Source organism: Nocardia sp. NPDC055321 (assembly GCF_053645575.1).
Window position 1 is genome coordinate 143,617 of record NZ_JBSHMS010000006.1, and the last position, 15,886, is coordinate 159,502.

Consider the following 15,886-nt stretch of genomic DNA (forward strand, 5'->3'; position numbering starts at 1 on the left):
GCCGTCGCTGTCCACAGCTCCGGCCCCGGGGCGGTTCGCGTTCTACCCCAACTCACTTCAGGAGCAGGTACACATGCCAAAGCAGATCGAATTCGACGAGAAGGCTCGTCGCGCGATGGAGCGCGGCGTCGACAAGCTCGCCGACGCCGTGAAGGTCACCCTGGGCCCGCGCGGCCGGCACGTCGTGCTGGCCAAGGCTTTCGGCGGCCCGACCGTCACCAATGACGGCGTGACCATCGCCCGCGACATCGATCTCGAGGATCCGTTCGAGAACCTGGGCGCGCAGCTGGTCAAGAGCGTCGCCACCAAGACCAACGACGTCGCGGGCGACGGCACCACCACCGCCACCGTCCTGGCGCAGGCGCTCATCAAGGGCGGCCTGAAGAACATCGCCGCGGGCGCCAACCCGATGACCCTGGGCAAGGGCATGGGCAAGGCCGCCGACGCGATCACCGCCGCCCTGCAGGCCGCGGCCACCCCGGTCGACGGCGAGAAGGCCATCGCCCAGGTCGCCACCGTGTCCTCGCGCGACGAGGAGATCGGCGAGCTGGTCGGCAAGGCGCTCACCACCGTCGGCAAGGACGGCGTGGTCACCATCGAGGAGTCCTCCTCGACCCAGACCGAGCTGGCCATCACCGAGGGCGTGCAGTTCGACAAGGGCTACCAGTCCCCGTACTTCGTCACCGACCCGGAGACGCAGCAGGCCGTTCTCGAGGACGCCTGGATCCTGCTGAACCGCGAGAAGATCAGCTCGCTGCCCGACCTGCTCCCGCTGCTGGAGAAGATCGCGGAGTCCGGCAAGCCGGTCGTTCTCATCGCCGAGGACATCGAGGGCGAGGCGCTGTCCACCCTGGTGGTCAACGCGATCCGCAAGACCCTCAAGGCCGTTGCCGTGAAGGCCCCGTTCTTCGGTGACCGCCGCAAGGCGTTCCTGGACGACCTGGCGATCGTCACCGGCGGCACCGTGATCAACCCGGACCTGGGCATCACGCTGCGCGAGGCCGGCCTGGACGTGCTGGGCAAGGCCCGTCGCGTGGTGGTCACCAAGGACGAGACCACCATCGTCGAGGGCGCCGGCACCCAGGAGGAGATCAACGCGCGGGTTTCCCAGCTGCGCAAGGAGATCGAGAACACCGACTCCGACTGGGACCGCGAGAAGCTCGAGGAGCGCCTGGCCAAGCTGGCCGGCGGCGTCGCCGTCATCAAGGTCGGCGCTGCCACCGAGACCGAGCTCAAGGAGCGCAAGTACCGCGTCGAGGACGCGGTCGCTTCCGCCAAGGCCGCGGTCGCCGAGGGCATCGTCCCCGGCGGCGGCACCGCGCTGGTGCAGGCCGCCGCGACCCTGGGCGCGCTGAAGGACTCGCTCTCGGGTGACGAGGCGGTCGGCGTCGAGGTCGTGCGCCAGGCGCTGCTGGCCCCGCTGTACTGGATCGCCACCAACGCGGGCGTCGACGGCGCGGTCGTGGTCGCCAAGGTCACCGAGGGCAAGGACGGCTTCAACGCCGCCACCCTGGCCTACGGCGATCTGGTCGCCGACGGCGTCATCGACCCGGTCAAGGTGACCCGTTCCGCGGTCGAGAACGCCATCTCGGTGGCGCGCATGGTGCTCACCACCGAGAGCGCCATCGTGGAGAAGCCGGCCGAGGAGCCGGCCGACGCGCACCACGGCCACTCGCACTGAGTGTGAGGACCGCTCGGCGCTGGTGAGTCGCTGAACGACGAAGCCCCCGGACAGGAGATCTGTCCGGGGGCTTCGTCGTGTTCGGGGGCGGGTTAACGGTCGATCTGTCCGGAGCGGGCGTCGGGCTCCGCCGGGCCCGCCGCGGGAGTGGTCGGGCCGCCGACGTACTCGGCCCGGGGTGCGGGCTGTCGCGGATTGCGGTCAGGGCCACTTGACGCCGAGGGGGAGCGAAGGGCCTTGGAAACCGTTGTGCGCGCGAGTGATCCCTGTGGGTGGGAGCGGCGCCCGCGTCCAGTGCACGGGGCCGGAGCCCGGTCACACAGAAGGGACTGGGCGGATGCCCTGTTCGGCGGATACGCGAAAGCGGCTCAGTCGTGAACGGCTGGGCTGCGCCCGTTTCCGGAATGGAGCGTGGAGCGGTCGTGATGGAACTCTGTGGCCGGCGCCTGGTCTGCTGCTACTGCGGCGAGAACGCGGTCGCGCAGGGCGGGCGGCGGTGGTGTGGCCACCGTGCTCGCGTACGCGGCGAGGGCGTCTCGGGTGTGCTGCACTTCCTGGGTGAAGCTCGCGCGCAGTACCGGATCGTCGGTATCCAATAGTTCCCGCACCGCGCGCTGATCTTCGTCGCCGATCGATCCCAGCGCGACAGTGTGCGCGAGATCGATCTGGCTTTCGTTCATCTCACGTCACTCCCAAACTTTTCTTGAGTCGTGTCAGTCCGTCCCGTATACGGGACTTAACGGTAGGTAACCCTACTCCGAGGTATGCCGCTACCTCCGCATATGTGCGTCCGCCGAAGTAGGCGAGTGAGATCGCCTCACGCTGCGTCTCGGTGAGGGTCGCCAGACCCTGCAGGACCGCCTGCTGTTCGAGCCGCCGGCCGACCTCTTCGGTGACTTCGTCGAACTCGTTACCGAGAGTGCTGGTGCCATAGGCGACTTCGCGCAGGGCGTGGGCTTGTTCGGCACGTACCCGATCGACCGCGCGCCGGTGGGCGAGGGTCATGAGCCAGGTGACAGCGGACCCCTTCGCCGGATCGAAATTGGCTGCGGTGCGCCATATCTGGAGGTAGACCTCCTGGGTGGTCTCCTCCGCATAGCCCGGATCGTGTAGCACCCGTAGAACCAGCCCGAAGACTCGCGCGCTCGTGCGGTCGTAGAGCTCGGCGAATGCCGGCTCGTCGGACTGCCCGCAGCGCTGGAGAAGTGCGGCTAGTTCGAGGCTTTCGGCTGCGCGCGCCGTCATCGCAGAGTCCGTCGGTGTCTCCACCTTCTCGTTCCCCGAACTCTGGAACGAGTCGCCCTCTGCGGCCGGCGGCCGCGCTGTCACAACGCTCCGTTCTGTGTCATCGGCCACGAGGGTAGCGTGCCGCTATGACCTCCTTTCGCGTGGGGGTATCGGCAAAACGATTGTCGTACAGCGGTTTTCCGTTTTGTCCCGACTTGTCCAAACCGGTCAGAAAAGAAGACACGCCGTGACACGCCGGAGCTCCGGAGAAACGCCGTAGCTCTGCCGTCGGCAACCGATTTTGCGCTCCGCAGTGGCCGGTTGTTTGCTAGACATTCGGCGCGCCGTGCCGCGCGGATGGGAAACTTTCTGAACTCACACCGGCTGTGGTCAGCAACAACGCAGCCACTCGCCCCGCTCGTATCGCTGATACACAGGAGTCACACGCGTGCTCCCGGGCGATCTTCCCGGAGTGTCAGGCGACCGCCCGGCGGCGGTTGCGGCGCGCGTGCATCTCGCGCTCGGTCTCGGACATCCCGCCCCAGATTCCATAGGGCTCGCTGACCTTCAGGGCGTGCGAACGGCACTGCAGCAGGACGGGGCAGGCGCGGCAGACTTCCTTGGCGCGCATCTCGCGCTGGGCACGTGCCCGGCCGCGCTCGCCATCCGGATGGAAGAACACCGAAGAGTCCTGTCCGCGGCAGGACCCGCGCATCTGCCAATCCCAGACATCGGCGTTCGGACCAGGGAGGTGGGTCGGCATCGGCATGGTGAACTCCTCTTGGTGCGAGCTCGTCGGCATTGTCGAGCAGTGCTGGTGGCAAACGGTGAGCCGCATCGCCGGCTCCCGGCGATCACGCTCCGCCGGTGCCGCAATTTCACACGGCGCCGACGGCGGCGATGTCGTACGTTAGGTCGGACAATGAATTCCAGTCAATAGACAGTTCCACGCTGATCCAAATACCTGCGCATTAGAGAATTAACATCTTTGCTATTTACAAGTAGGGCCGACTGTGGTGATACTGATCGGTTGGCCAGCAGGGTGTGGGCTCTCTGATAGCCCATCCGACTTGTTGAAAGCACTGGTGGAGACCGGTTTTCGGGCGCGAATGGGATCATTGCCTGCTATGCGGGAGTGGTGATCAGCGTGATCTCAGCCATTGCACCGCTCGCCGTGAGTGCGGTAGAGATGGCCACCTCGAGGCCGTCAGGTTAATAGCGCGAAACGGCGTACGAATTTCTTGTGTGCGTGCTAGGCGATAGCGAGCGCAGATTTACGGAGTGGAAACACAAAGACGCCTTCGAATGCTGCGAGGTAGCTGGACTTCTGTGCTATGTCGGGGCATGCCCGGCCGACGGCACTGGTTACAGTGCGGCAGTGCCTGTGCTCGAAATGAACTCGCTCCCGGCCGCTGTCGCGTTCGGCGCCGACCCGGGTCGCGCTGCTGCCGGATTGCCGTCCGCCGGCGATGCCACCGAAAGTTGGCTGCGCGCGGTCGCGCTCGGTGGGGTCGGGCACTACGCCGCGGCCAGAACCGAGCTGCGCCGCGCCGTGCGCGGCACCGCGGATCCGGTGCTGCGCTCGCTCGTACACAGCACCGAGGGCTCACTGCTGCGCCAGCTCGGCTGGCACGCCCGGGCCGCCGTCGCGGACGGGCGGGCCGCGGCCCTGGTGCTGCCGGCCGCCCCCGCTGCCGGGAGTGTCCGGATTGCCGAGAATTCGGATTCGGCCCGCGCACAGGCGATTTGCGATGCGTTGACCGGACTCGCCGCCGATGCCCTCGGCACCGCCCGGCCCGCGCTCGCGGCCCGGCTGCTGAATCGTTGCCACCACTTCCTCGGCGGTGCGGCCGGTGCGGCCGATCCGTACTGGCGTCAGCGCATCCGACTGCACTGGGTGGCTGCCGAGACGGCGCTGTGCGCTCCCGGCTCCGGGCTGATCGCCACGCCCGGACCGAGCGGTTTCGTTCCAGGCCCGACGGGTGCCGCGGACAGTTCCGGCGATCCCGCGCTCGCACACGCCGAAGCCGCGCTCGAACTGGCCGAGGCCGGCCCCTCCGTGCGGCACCGAGTCAAGTCCCGGCTATTGGTCGCCGCCGCCTCCGCCGCGTCCGGGGACCTCGAACGGTCGAGGCGGCTGGCGGCCGAAGTAGCCACGGCGACGCGCGAATTCGAGCTGCTGCCGCTGCGGTGGGCCTGCGCCATGCTGCGTTCGGGCGTGGACCCCGCGGCGGGCGGCGCCGCGGAAGCCGCCGAATGCGCCGGTTTGCTGGCCGCTCGCGGAGGGCGATTGCGTTCGGCCACCGACCTTCTCGATCGCCCCTGAACGAGGTCCGGGACCACCCTGAGAAGCCCCGGAGACTGACCCCGTAACAGCTGGCACGGATGCGGTTGCCGCTATTGTTGGACCGTTCCGCCCCTCCGCGGAAGCACCGCTGCGCCATCCACGGTGCCACTCGTAACGCCAGGAACAGCTCTGACGATGAACAACGCGGGTGAGGAGTTGGACCCAGCAGTCGTCGCTGCCGCAGCGCAGGGCGACCGGTCTGCTCTAGCCCAGGTACTGGAGAGCATCCGCCCCCTCGTGGTGCGGTATTGCCGTGCGCGCATCGGGTCGGCCGAACGAGGTCAACTCTCCGCGGACGACGTCGCGCAGGAGGTTTGTCTGGCCGTCATGACAGCCCTGCCGCGTTATCAGGATCAGGGCAGACCGTTCATGGCTTTCGTCTATGGCATCGCTTCCCACAAAGTCGCTGACGCTCATCGCAACGCCGCCCGTAACAAGGCGGACGCCATGGCCGAAGTACCGGATGTCATATCCACCGACCAGGGGCCGGAGCAGCGAGCTCTCGAATCCGAAACCAGCCGGCAGATGAACAGTCTGCTGGCGACGCTTCCGGAGAAGCATCGAGAAATTCTGATCCTCCGCCTGGTCATGGGTTTGTCAGCCGAAGAAACAGCAGTCGCCGTGGGCAGTACGGCGGGTGCTATACGAGTCGCCCAGCACAGGGCACTCGCGAAACTCAAGACTCAAGTGGCGAGGGCAGGTGAAATGTATGGCTAGGGATGGCGAGCGCGGTCGGGGCGACGGCAAGCGGCTTGGATCGCAGAACAGCGGTCCCTACGCCGAGACGTCCGGTGATTCCGGTCCGGTGGACATCGCGGCTGTACGCCGCGATGACGCGCTGATCGATGCCATCTCCGGCGACGGTCCCGTACAGACGGGAACCTCGGAGGAGTACCAGCTCGCGGCGTTGCTCGCGGACTGGCGCGCGGAGATCCTCGAGGAGCCGATGCCGGCCGGTCCGGATCTCGACACCATTGTCGCGGCGGTTAATCAGGAGATAGGCGCGCGTGACGCGCGTATCGGCGCACAGGCGGGACGCGGGCGACTAAGGCTCGTGCGTCCCCTGCTGGGCGCCGCGGCGGCGCTGGCGCTGGTGTTCGGCGGTCTGACCGCCTTCTCGTACAGCGCCGAGCCCGGTGATCCGCTGTGGCGGGTCAAGGAGGTCGTGTTCAGCGAGCAGGCCCAGACCACCGTGGTGGCGCGGGCGGACAGTGATCTGGCCGAGGCGCAGCTGCTCATCAGCCAGAATCGCCCCGAGGAAGCCAAGGCCGTGATGGAGCGCGCGTCGGCGAACGCGGGCCAGGTCAACGACTCGGGTAAGAAGGACGATCTGCTCGATCGCTGGCAGCAGCTGTACACGCAGCTGCAGGAGATCGCGCCGACGATCGCCAGCTCGCTCGCGCCGGTGCCGACCACCACCGCGGTCAAGCCGACCACCAATCCGGCGGTCAGCACGACCCCGGACAACACGGTGCTGGGCACGACCCTGCCGAATACCCCCGGTGGCGGCGACACCACGACGGATGACCCGCGCGGCATCGATACCTTGCCGGGTACCGTTCCGCCCACGGGTGGCCCGGTGACCCCGCTGCCCGAGACCCCCGGTCCGAGCACGGTGCCCACGCAGCCGTCGGTGGATTCGCCTCCGCCGTCGACTGTTCCGGGCACCGGCGGGACCACGAGTCCGGCGTCGCTGCCGGAACCGGGCGGCACCCTGCCGCCCGGCGGGCCGGTGACGGCGCCCTCGGCCGAGCAGCCTTCGGTGCCGGCGCCGGTGGTGCCGCCGCAGACGCTGCCGAGCGCCGGTGGGGGCCTGCCCAATGTGCCTTCGGTGCCGGGTGTGCGGTGACATGATCGGCCGCACGGTGTGACGTGATCATGAGAGAGCCGGCCTCGGTCGGCTTTTTTCATGTGCCCGGTACGGGGATTCCCGGCCGGGCACAGGTCTTTTCGGGGTCGGGTCCCGCGGGTGCGGGCACGACGAAGCGGGCCCGCGATCGATGATCGCGGGCCCGCTGTCGGTGTTCTAGACGTCGAACCCGTCGAAACCGTCGCCGTGCAATGCCTCGTTCATCGAGGCATCGGCATAGCCACGGCAGTAGTCCCAGGTGACGTACGCCTCGGGAGTGGGATCGTAGGCGGGTTCGTGCGGGCGCACAGTGCCGTCCACCAGTAGCTGGAGGAGGTTGGCGCGCAACATGTCCCAGTCGTGGTAATGATCCTGCCGGCAGTCCTCGCAACTGACGACCAAGCCGCGGATGCCGCGGTGGGCCAGTAGTGCCTCATATACCGCGAGGTCGGCGAGATCCTCTTCGACCGCTAGGCGCTCGTGAGGATCCAGCGGTTCCCCCGGCTCGATGGCATCGAGCGCGGCCGACGGGTCGGAGGGGTCTCCGGCGAATGGATCCGGCGGCAAGCCAGGTGGTAGATGGTCACGCACAGTCCCACGGTACGCAGACAGAGGGGGTCTGCGCCAGCGCTGTTGGGTATTTGCCCCTACTTCGCTGTGTCACTCGACACTGTCGCGCGGAGAGTCGTGTCCGATGCGAGTGTTCTGCGCCACCTCGAGCGATCGGTTCGGCGTCCGCGCGGTTCCGGAGCGGCCCGTGCGGGGGCGTGGAGCGGGGCAGAGCGGGAGGCCGGAAGCGGGAAACGGGGACCCGAACCCGCCGAAGCGGAGCGGAGGCGAATCAAACGCGATTCGGCGGGCGGATACCATGGTTGACCAAAGGCCGGGTAGCAAACGCCGGCATTGTCATTCATCCGGTCGCCCGCGCCGATCTCGGTTCGGGGGACTGTGCCGAGCTCCAGGAGGGGTCGATCCGATGAGCAGTCCCGTAACGGGCGAACGAAACGCCGGCCGCCCCCATACGGGTGGAGACGATCCGAACAAGATCGCCATGCTCGGCCTCACCTTCGACGACGTATTGCTGTTGCCCGCCGCCTCGGATCTGATTCCCAGCTCGGTCGACACGTCCAGCCGTCTGACTCGTGAGATCACGCTGCGCACGCCGCTGGTGAGTTCGGCCATGGACACCGTCACCGAGGCGCGCATGGCCATCGCCATGGCGCGTGCGGGCGGCATGGGCGTCCTGCACCGCAATCTGTCGGTGGCCGATCAGGCCGCGCAGGCCGAGACGGTGAAGCGGTCCGAGGCGGGCATGGTGACCGATCCGGTGACCTGTCGCCCGACCGACACCCTCGCCGAGGTCGACGCCATGTGCGCGCGCTACCGCATCTCCGGTTTGCCGGTGGTGGACGAGGCGGGCCAGCTGGTGGGCATCATCACCAATCGCGATATGCGCTTCGAGGTCGATCAGAACAGCCGGGTCGCCGACATCATGACCAAGGCGCCGCTGATCACCGCGCAGGAGGGCGTCACCGCCCAGGCAGCGCTGGGGCTGCTGCGGCGCCACAAGATCGAGAAGCTGCCGATCGTCGACGGCAACGGCAAGCTGCGCGGTCTGATCACCGTCAAGGACTTCGTCAAGACCGAGCAGTACCCGAACGCCACCAAGGACCGCGACGGCCGCCTGCTGGTCGGCGCGGCGGTCGGTGTGGGCGAGGACGCCTGGTCGCGTGCCATGACCCTGGCCGACGTCGGCGTCGACGTGCTCGTGGTCGACACCGCGCACGGTCACCAGGCCGGCGTGCTGCAGATGGTGTCCAAGGTCAAGGCCGAGGTCGGCGACCGGGTGCAGATCATCGGCGGCAACGTCGCCACCCGCGCGGGCGCCCTGGCGCTGGTCGAGGCGGGCGTGGACGCGGTGAAGGTGGGCGTCGGGCCCGGCTCCATCTGCACCACCCGCGTCGTCGCCGGTGTCGGCGCGCCGCAGATCACCGCGATTCTCGAGGCCAACGCGGCGTGCGCGCCGCTGGGCGTTCCGGTCATCGCCGACGGCGGCGTGCAGTACTCCGGCGATATCGCCAAGGCGATCGCCGCGGGCGCCTCGACCGTGATGCTGGGTTCGCTGCTGGCGGGCACCGCCGAATCGCCGGGTGAGCTGATCCTGGTGGGCGGCAAGCAGTTCAAGAGCTACCGCGGCATGGGTTCGCTGGGTGCGATGCAGTCGCGCGGCGAGGCCAAGTCCTACTCCAAGGACCGCTACTTCCAGGACGACGTCCTCTCGGAGAAGAAGCTGGTGCCCGAGGGCATCGAGGGCCGGGTGCCGTTCCGCGGTCCGCTGGACCAGGTGATCCACCAGCTGGTGGGCGGTGTGCGCGCGGCCATGGGCTACACCGGCGCGCAGAACATCGAGGGTCTGCAGTCCGCGCAGTTCGTGCAGATCACGGCGGCGGGTCTGAAGGAGTCGCACCCGCACGACATCACGATGACCGTCGAGGCCCCGAACTACACCACTCGCGGCTGAGACAGGCGCATCCGTTGTCGCGCGGCCCGTTCGGTCTCCGGACCGGGCGGGCCGCGCGCTGGGGCGCCGGTCACCGGACAACTTCACAACCCGAAACCGATTGCCCCACCTCGAAGGTCCGCCCGTCTTGTTCTGGACCGTGAAGTGATCGAGCCGAGGGCGAGTAGGTCGCGACCACCAGGTCGCGAGCACCGCTGTCCGGCGCAGGCAATCACCACAGAAAGGACACACAGGCGTGCGCGACCTCGTTGAGATCGGCATGGGGCGAACTGCCCGTCGCACTTACGAGCTGGATGATGTGGACATCGTGCCCTCGCGCCGGACCCGCTCGTCCAAGCAGGTCTCGGTGGCGTGGCAGCTCGATGCCTATCGCTTCGAGATCCCGTTCCTGGCGCATCCCACCGATGCGCTGGTGTCGCCGAAGTTCGCTATCGAGCTGGGTAAGGCCGGTGGGCTCGGCGTCATCAACGGCGAGGGCCTGTGGGCGCGCCACGCCGATGTCGAGGCCAAGATCCAGCAGCTGTCCGACGTCGCGGAGAAGGAAGGCGTCGAGGCCGCCATCGCGCTGCTGCAGGAACTGCACGCCGCGCCGATGCAGCCCGAGCTGCTGGCCACCGCGGTGGCCGAGGTGCGCGCGGCCGGCGTCACGGTCGCGGTGCGGGTCAGCCCGCAGAACGCGCGGGCGCTGACCCCGGGCCTGGTGAAGGCCGGGCTCGATCTGCTGGTCGTGCACGGCACGATCATCTCCGCCGAGCACGTCGGCGACGGTGAGCCGCTGAACCTCAAGACCTTCATCTCCGAGCTGGATGTGCCGGTGGTGGCGGGCGGCGTGAGCGATCACCGCACCGCGCTGCACCTGATGCGCACCGGCGCGGCCGGCGTGATCGTGGGCTATGGCTCGCAGCAGGGCGCCACGACCACCAATGAGGTGCTGGGCATTCGGGTTCCGATGGCGACCGCCATCGCGGACGCCGCTGCCGCGCGCCGGGACTACCTGGACGAGACCGGTGGCCGGTACGTGCACGTCATCGCCGACGGCGAGACGCTGACCTCCGGGCATATCGCCAAGGCCATCGCGTGTGGCGCGGACGCGGTCATGCTGGGCGTGCCGCTGTCGGTCGCGAAGGAGACCCCGGGTAAGGGCCTGTACTGGCCGTCGGCGGCCGCGCATCCGTCGGTGCCGCGCGGTGCGGTGCTGCCGTACGCCATCGACGAGGAGCAGGTGCCGCTCGAGCAGGTGCTCAACGGGCCCTCCAACGATCCGTACGGTTCGCTGAATCTCGTTGGCGGCCTGCGTCGTGCGATGGCCAAGACCGGGTACAGCGATCTGAAGGAATTCCAGAAGGTCGGACTGAACATTCGCGCGTAGGTTCCGCGCGCTCGCGTCGCCCCCGTTCCGGATCCGCGGAGCGGGGGCGATGTCGTCAATGGCGGCAACGGGTTTCGTGATGGGGGTACACCCGATGGCGCCGGGACGCTCGTGTCCGCCGGTGGATCGCGGTGCCCGGACCGGTTCGGAAAGCCCCGGGCGCCGTTCAGGGTTCGCGGCGCAGGGGGATCTCACCCGTTCTGGGTCGGCTCGTGACGCGGGAAACCGCGGGCTCGCGCAGGAATTGGCGAATGGCGTTGTTGACCGCCACGGGATGGGTCATGTTGACCGTCTGGCGGGCGCCCTCGATCTCGAGGTAGCGCGCGTCGGGCAGGCGGGCGGCGAGTTCGCGGGCGTGGGCGAGCGGGACGCCGCTGTGCGTGGGGTGCACGATCAGTGTGGGACAGGCGATCTCGGCTAGTCGGTCCAGGACGGCGTCGCGGCCGAGCATGGCGCTCGCGGCGACCTCGGTGGCGTTGGGGTCGCGGGTGAGCCAGCGTTTGACCCAGACGGCGCGGTACCAGTCGTCGTCGCCGATGAGCCAGCGGGCGAGGTGTTCGGCCAGAGCCGGGCGGGGCCCCTCGTCGTACCATTTATCCAGGAACCTACGGGCATTGGCGAGTTCGGCGGGCAGCGGTTCGTGCGCCTCGGTGGTCAGCAGTACCAGGGCCGTCACGCGTTCGGGGGCGAGGAGCGCGGTGCGCAGCGCGATGATGCCGCCCTGGGAAATACCGCCCACCACGGCTCTTTCCACGCCGAGGTGATCCAGCACGGTGAGCGCGTCGCGGGCGCAGGTCCAGTAGGTGAAGGGCAGGCCTTCGTCACGAGTTCGACCGTGGCCGCGGGCATCCCAGGACACCAGCCGGAACTCCGGCGTCAGCGCCGCGATCTGCGACGCGAACATCGTTCGGTCCATGAGGAATTCGTGCCCCAGCAGCAGTACCGGACCCCCGCCCCCGCTGTCCTCGTAGTGGATCTCTGCATCGATCGCACGGGCGAATGGCACGAGGTAGAGGATAGCCAGCACCGCCGACAAGTGGCGATGCTTTCTCGCACGGCAGCATCCGCCAAATCGGGTGTGCCAGGTAGGACACAGACGATTGACGCGAACGCGACACTTGGTTCAAGGGGAGGCGGAACCGCTGTGGTGTATGTCTCTCCGTAGACTGCTCAAGTGGCAGAAACGCAGCGACCAGTCCTTGTTGTCGACTTCGGCGCGCAGTACGCGCAGCTGATCGCGCGCCGGGTGCGCGAGGCCAGCGTCTACTCCGAGGTGGTCCCGCATACGGCCACCGTCGAGGAGATCGCGGAGCGCAAGCCGCTGGCGGTGATTCTCTCCGGCGGACCGTCGAGCGTGTACGCCGAGGGCGCGCCGCAGCTCGATCCGCGGCTGTTCGACCTCGACGTTCCGGTGTTCGGTATCTGCTACGGCTTCCAGGCCATGGCGCAGGCGCTGGGCGGCACCGTGGCGCACACCGGCACTCGCGAATACGGCCGCACCGAGCTGAGCATCGACGGCGGTGTGCTGCACGGCGGACTGCCCGCGCGCCAGCCGGTGTGGATGAGCCACGGTGACGCGGTCACCGATGCCCCGGCCGGGTTCGAGGTCACCGGTACTTCCGCGGGTGCGCCGGTCGCGGCGTTCGAGAATCTGGAGCGCAGGCTCGCGGGTGTGCAGTACCACCCCGAGGTGCTGCATTCGCCGCACGGGCAGCAGGTGCTGAGCCGGTTCCTGCACGAGATCGCCGGGATTCCGGCGGCGTGGACGGCGTCGAACATCGCCGAGGCGCTCATCGCGCAGGTGCGTGAGCAGGTCGGGGACGGGCACGCCATCTGCGGTCTGTCCGGCGGCGTGGACTCCGCGGTCGCGGCCGCGCTGGTGCAGCGTGCCATCGGCGATCGGCTGACCTGTGTGTTCGTCGATCACGGGCTGCTGCGCGCGGGGGAGCGGGAGCAGGTGCAGCGCGATTTCGTCGCCGCGACCGGCGCGCGCCTGGTGACCGTGGACGCGGTGGAGAAGTTCCAGAGCGAGCTCAAGGGCGTCACCGACCCCGAGGAGAAGCGCAAGATCATCGGCCGGGAGTTCATCCGGTCGTTCGAGGACGCGGTCGGCGAGGTCGTCGGCGAGCAGGGCGAGACCAAGGTCGAGTACCTGGTGCAGGGCACGCTGTACCCGGACGTGGTCGAGTCCGGCGGCGGCACCGGCACCGCGAACATCAAGAGCCACCACAATGTCGGCGGGCTGCCCGACGATCTGGAGTTCTCGCTCGTCGAGCCGCTGCGCCTGCTGTTCAAGGACGAGGTGCGCGCGGTCGGCCGCGAGCTCGGGCTGCCCGAGGAAATCGTTGCCCGCCAGCCCTTCCCGGGTCCGGGTCTGGCGATTCGCATCATCGGCGAGGTGACGTTCGAGCGGCTGGAGCTGCTGCGTCAGGCCGACGCGATCGCGCGCGAGGAGCTGACCGCCGCCGGTCTGGACAAGCAGATCTGGCAGTGCCCGGTCGTGCTGCTGGCCGATGTGCGCAGTGTCGGCGTGCAGGGCGACGGGCGGACCTACGGTCACCCGATCGTGCTGCGCCCGGTCTCGTCCGAGGACGCCATGACCGCGGACTGGACCCGCCTGCCGTACGAGGCGCTCGAGCGGATCTCGACCCGCATCACCAACGAGGTGCCGGATGTGAACCGCGTCGTGCTCGACGTGACGAGCAAGCCGCCGGGCACCATCGAGTGGGAGTGACGAGGGTGCGTTGAACCCCCGAAGGCCCGCGATCCGATCGGATCGCGGGCCTTCGAGTTTCGGGGTCTATTCGTCGCCGCGCTTCTTCGGGGACAGGACCAGGACCACGCCGGCCACGATGGCGACGATCACCACGATCCAGCCGAGGGACAGTCCGCCCGAGATGGGCCAGGAGTGGGGGCCGATGAAGGCCCAGATACTGACCGCCAGGCCGAGGACACCGGCCACCAGCAGTGAGAACGACGGGCGTCGGTTCTTGATGTCAGCCACGCTTCACCTCCGCGGATCCCATCTGTACGTCGATGGTCAGGTTCAATGTCGGTCCGGTCGCCGGGCCGGAGATGCCGCCCACGCAGCCCTCGGTGTCACCCATGCGCACGTTGCACGTGGTGTGCACGCGCAGGTTCTCGGGGATCAGCACGCGGGCGTCGCCCATGCGCACCGAGACGGTGGTGGCGCGGTCCTCGGTGAGGGCCAGGCCGGTCAGGTCCAAGGTCGCCGAGCCCATCGAGACGTGATACTCCGGCTGGAGATCGACGGCGCTGGTGGCGGCCCAGCTACGGTCGCCCATCGCGCCCTGGTCGAACTGGATCGGGCCGATGAGCGAGGCCAGGATGACGAAGCCGGCCAGCGGGGCGAGCAGCACCATGAGGCCGAAGCCGCGGCGCAGGAACGCGCCGACGATGAGGCCGAGCGACAGCACCGCCAGCGCGGCCGCGCCGACCCGGCCCGGGGTCATCCAGTCGACGCCCGCGGCGGCCGCCGATCCCGCGGCCGCGGCGGCGAGCAGGCTGAGGCCGATGATCACCGGGGTGAGGCGCGAGCGCGGGGCGCGCGGCGGGGCCTGCACCGGATGCCGGTGTGCGGGAGCGGGTTCGGGTAGGTCCCAGGCCAGCGGGGCGACGCCGAGCGGGTCCCAGCCGGGCGGAGTCGGGCCGAAGTCGGGGGAGATGGGGGCCGGTCCGGCCGGGGCGTAGGGGCGGTCGTTGGCCGGCGGGATGGGGTGCAGGGCCGGGGTTTTCCGGAGGGCGGGGGGTTGGGGAGTGTCGGGAGTCGTGTCGGTTCCGTTGTCCGAAGGATCCGCGTTGTCGCCGGTGTCGGTTGTGCCGTCGCTCTCGTTGTTCACCGCGGGCTTCTCCGAATCATCCTTATTCGCAAGCTGTTTCGGGTCCTCTGTGCCGGGCTTGAGCAGGACGACGGTCTCCGCGGTGATCTCCGGATCGACGTCCGGGGCCGGAACATCCTGTGCGGTAGCGGGGTGCGCGGCGAGAACCTCGGTGTCGCGGTGGGGCGCGGACTCCGGGCTCGCGGAGACATCCGGCTTGCGCAGCACTTCGGTGGGCTGCTCGGCTCCGGCGTCGGCGGGCGGGAAGCCGGTGACCGGAGCCGCGCCGGTCTCCGAGTTCCGGGCCTCGGGCGCGACGGCCGGGTTCGCGCCCGCGCCGGTCTGCTGCGCGGCGGGCGCTGCTGCCGGATTCGCCAGGGGCTGTACGCGATTCGGGTCCGCTTCGTAGCTGTCGGGCAGTTTGGTATACGGACCGTAGGTGTCGAACGGGCCGTTGGTGCCCGGATATCCGGTCCAGTACGGGGAATTGGTGCCCGGGTAGCCGCCGAGCAGTTCCGATCCGGGGTACTCCAGCAGCCCCGTCGGCGGTTCCGGTTGCCGCTGATGCAGCAGCCACCACCCGGCGAGCATGAGCACGAAGCTGATGGCGCCCGAGCCGCCGAGTCCGACCCCGACCGGTCCGACGGTGGTGATGGCGATGCCCAGGGCCACCATGAGCACGACGGTCTTGGACGAGCCCTGCGAGCTCTGCCCCTTCCCGAAGAGCGACTCGGCCGCCGAGTTGCGGTCACCCCGCTGGCTCAGCAGCAGCCACGCCAGCAGGTACAGCACGATGCCGGCTCCGCCGAACAGTGCCGACACCACGAACGCGACCCGCACCACGACCGGGTCGATGTTGTATCGCACCCCGAATCCGGCGGCGACGCCCGCGACGTGTCCCTGCTGCGGCAGCCGCACCGGCCGGGTCCGCCACATGTCGTGAAGCTGGTCCCCCAGGCCGGTACGCCCGGCGCTTTCGGACCAGTCGCTCGTTCTCGTCATGGGGTCCATGGTGGGTGCGCGGGCGGGGCGGGCGCATCGGGGATGACCCTG

The 15,886-nt window shown here is 68.9% G+C and carries 14 protein-coding genes; 7 read left to right on the plus strand and 7 right to left on the minus strand.

The annotated features are described in order from the left end of the window. Positions 1 to 73 precede the first annotated feature (73 nt). Positions 74 to 1,681 carry a chaperonin GroEL gene (gene groL, locus ACWIGI_RS11945; RefSeq protein WP_454202375.1) on the plus strand — a complete coding sequence of 536 codons (1,608 nt, stop codon included), beginning with the start codon at positions 74 to 76 and terminating at the stop codon, positions 1,679 to 1,681. Positions 1,682 to 2,049: 368 nt separating this feature from the next. Here the strand turns inward: groL and ACWIGI_RS11950 are convergent, their stop codons facing one another. The 3 genes from ACWIGI_RS11950 to ACWIGI_RS11960 all read right to left on the minus strand — a co-directional run bounded on the left by ACWIGI_RS11950 (position 2,050) and on the right by ACWIGI_RS11960 (position 3,677). Continuing rightward, the gene (locus tag ACWIGI_RS11950) at positions 2,050 to 2,361 is read right to left on the minus strand and encodes an RskA family anti-sigma factor (RefSeq protein WP_454202376.1); all 312 of its coding nucleotides are present in this window, start codon (positions 2,359 to 2,361) and stop codon (positions 2,050 to 2,052) included. 1 nt (position 2,362) lies between these two features. Continuing rightward, complete coding sequence (locus ACWIGI_RS11955) at positions 2,363 to 2,926, minus strand: sigma-70 family RNA polymerase sigma factor (protein WP_454202565.1); 564 nt, start codon at positions 2,924 to 2,926, stop codon at positions 2,363 to 2,365. 457 nt (positions 2,927 to 3,383) lie between these two features. Then, entirely contained in the window at positions 3,384 to 3,677 is a 294-nt protein-coding gene (locus tag ACWIGI_RS11960) for a WhiB family transcriptional regulator (RefSeq protein ID WP_153805677.1), read from the minus strand. A 609-nt stretch (positions 3,678 to 4,286) separates the two neighbouring features. Between ACWIGI_RS11960 and ACWIGI_RS11965 the strand changes: the two genes are divergently transcribed. From ACWIGI_RS11965 to ACWIGI_RS11975, 3 genes are all read left to right on the plus strand, one after another. After that, on the plus strand, positions 4,287 to 5,234 hold the full coding sequence (locus tag ACWIGI_RS11965) for a hypothetical protein (protein WP_454202377.1): 948 nt from the start codon (positions 4,287 to 4,289) through the stop codon (positions 5,232 to 5,234). A 156-nt stretch (positions 5,235 to 5,390) separates the two neighbouring features. Next, positions 5,391 to 5,972, plus strand: coding sequence for a sigma-70 family RNA polymerase sigma factor (locus ACWIGI_RS11970; RefSeq protein ID WP_354990162.1), 582 nt, complete (start codon positions 5,391 to 5,393; stop codon positions 5,970 to 5,972). Further along, positions 5,965 to 7,104 carry an anti-sigma-D factor RsdA gene (locus ACWIGI_RS11975; RefSeq protein WP_454202378.1) on the plus strand — a complete coding sequence of 380 codons (1,140 nt, stop codon included), beginning with the start codon at positions 5,965 to 5,967 and terminating at the stop codon, positions 7,102 to 7,104. The genes ACWIGI_RS11970 and ACWIGI_RS11975 overlap by 8 nt, the downstream gene beginning before the upstream one ends. Positions 7,105 to 7,281: 177 nt before the next feature. Here the strand turns inward: ACWIGI_RS11975 and ACWIGI_RS11980 are convergent, their stop codons facing one another. Continuing rightward, positions 7,282 to 7,695: a DUF5319 domain-containing protein gene (locus ACWIGI_RS11980; protein WP_029923780.1), complete on the minus strand. Its 414-nt coding sequence runs from the start codon at positions 7,693 to 7,695 to the stop codon at positions 7,282 to 7,284. A 385-nt stretch (positions 7,696 to 8,080) separates the two neighbouring features. On the opposite strand from ACWIGI_RS11980, the gene guaB reads away from it, so the two are divergent. Next, positions 8,081 to 9,625, plus strand: coding sequence for an IMP dehydrogenase (gene guaB / locus ACWIGI_RS11985; protein WP_454202379.1), 1,545 nt, complete (start codon positions 8,081 to 8,083; stop codon positions 9,623 to 9,625). A 235-nt stretch (positions 9,626 to 9,860) separates the two neighbouring features. Then, on the plus strand, positions 9,861 to 10,994 hold the full coding sequence (locus tag ACWIGI_RS11990) for a GuaB3 family IMP dehydrogenase-related protein (RefSeq protein ID WP_454202380.1): 1,134 nt from the start codon (positions 9,861 to 9,863) through the stop codon (positions 10,992 to 10,994). A 166-nt stretch (positions 10,995 to 11,160) separates the two neighbouring features. Here the strand turns inward: ACWIGI_RS11990 and ACWIGI_RS11995 are convergent, their stop codons facing one another. Next, positions 11,161 to 12,000, minus strand: coding sequence for an alpha/beta fold hydrolase (locus ACWIGI_RS11995; protein WP_454202381.1), 840 nt, complete (start codon positions 11,998 to 12,000; stop codon positions 11,161 to 11,163). A 168-nt stretch (positions 12,001 to 12,168) separates the two neighbouring features. Here ACWIGI_RS11995 and guaA point away from each other — a divergent pair, with 168 nt between their 5' ends. Continuing rightward, positions 12,169 to 13,728 carry a glutamine-hydrolyzing GMP synthase gene (gene guaA, locus ACWIGI_RS12000; protein WP_454202382.1) on the plus strand — a complete coding sequence of 520 codons (1,560 nt, stop codon included), beginning with the start codon at positions 12,169 to 12,171 and terminating at the stop codon, positions 13,726 to 13,728. 66 nt (positions 13,729 to 13,794) lie between these two features. Here guaA and ACWIGI_RS12005 read toward each other — a convergent pair whose 3' ends face one another. Both ACWIGI_RS12005 and ACWIGI_RS12010 read right to left on the minus strand, forming a co-directional pair. Then, a complete protein-coding gene (locus ACWIGI_RS12005; protein WP_454202383.1) occupies positions 13,795 to 13,998 on the minus strand; it encodes a hypothetical protein in 204 nt (67 codons plus the stop codon). Then, positions 13,991 to 15,835 (minus strand): PspC domain-containing protein, encoded by a 1,845-nt coding sequence (locus ACWIGI_RS12010; protein WP_454202384.1) that lies wholly within the window; start codon positions 15,833 to 15,835, stop codon positions 13,991 to 13,993. The genes ACWIGI_RS12005 and ACWIGI_RS12010 overlap by 8 nt, the downstream gene beginning before the upstream one ends. Positions 15,836 to 15,886: the final 51 nt, after the last annotated feature.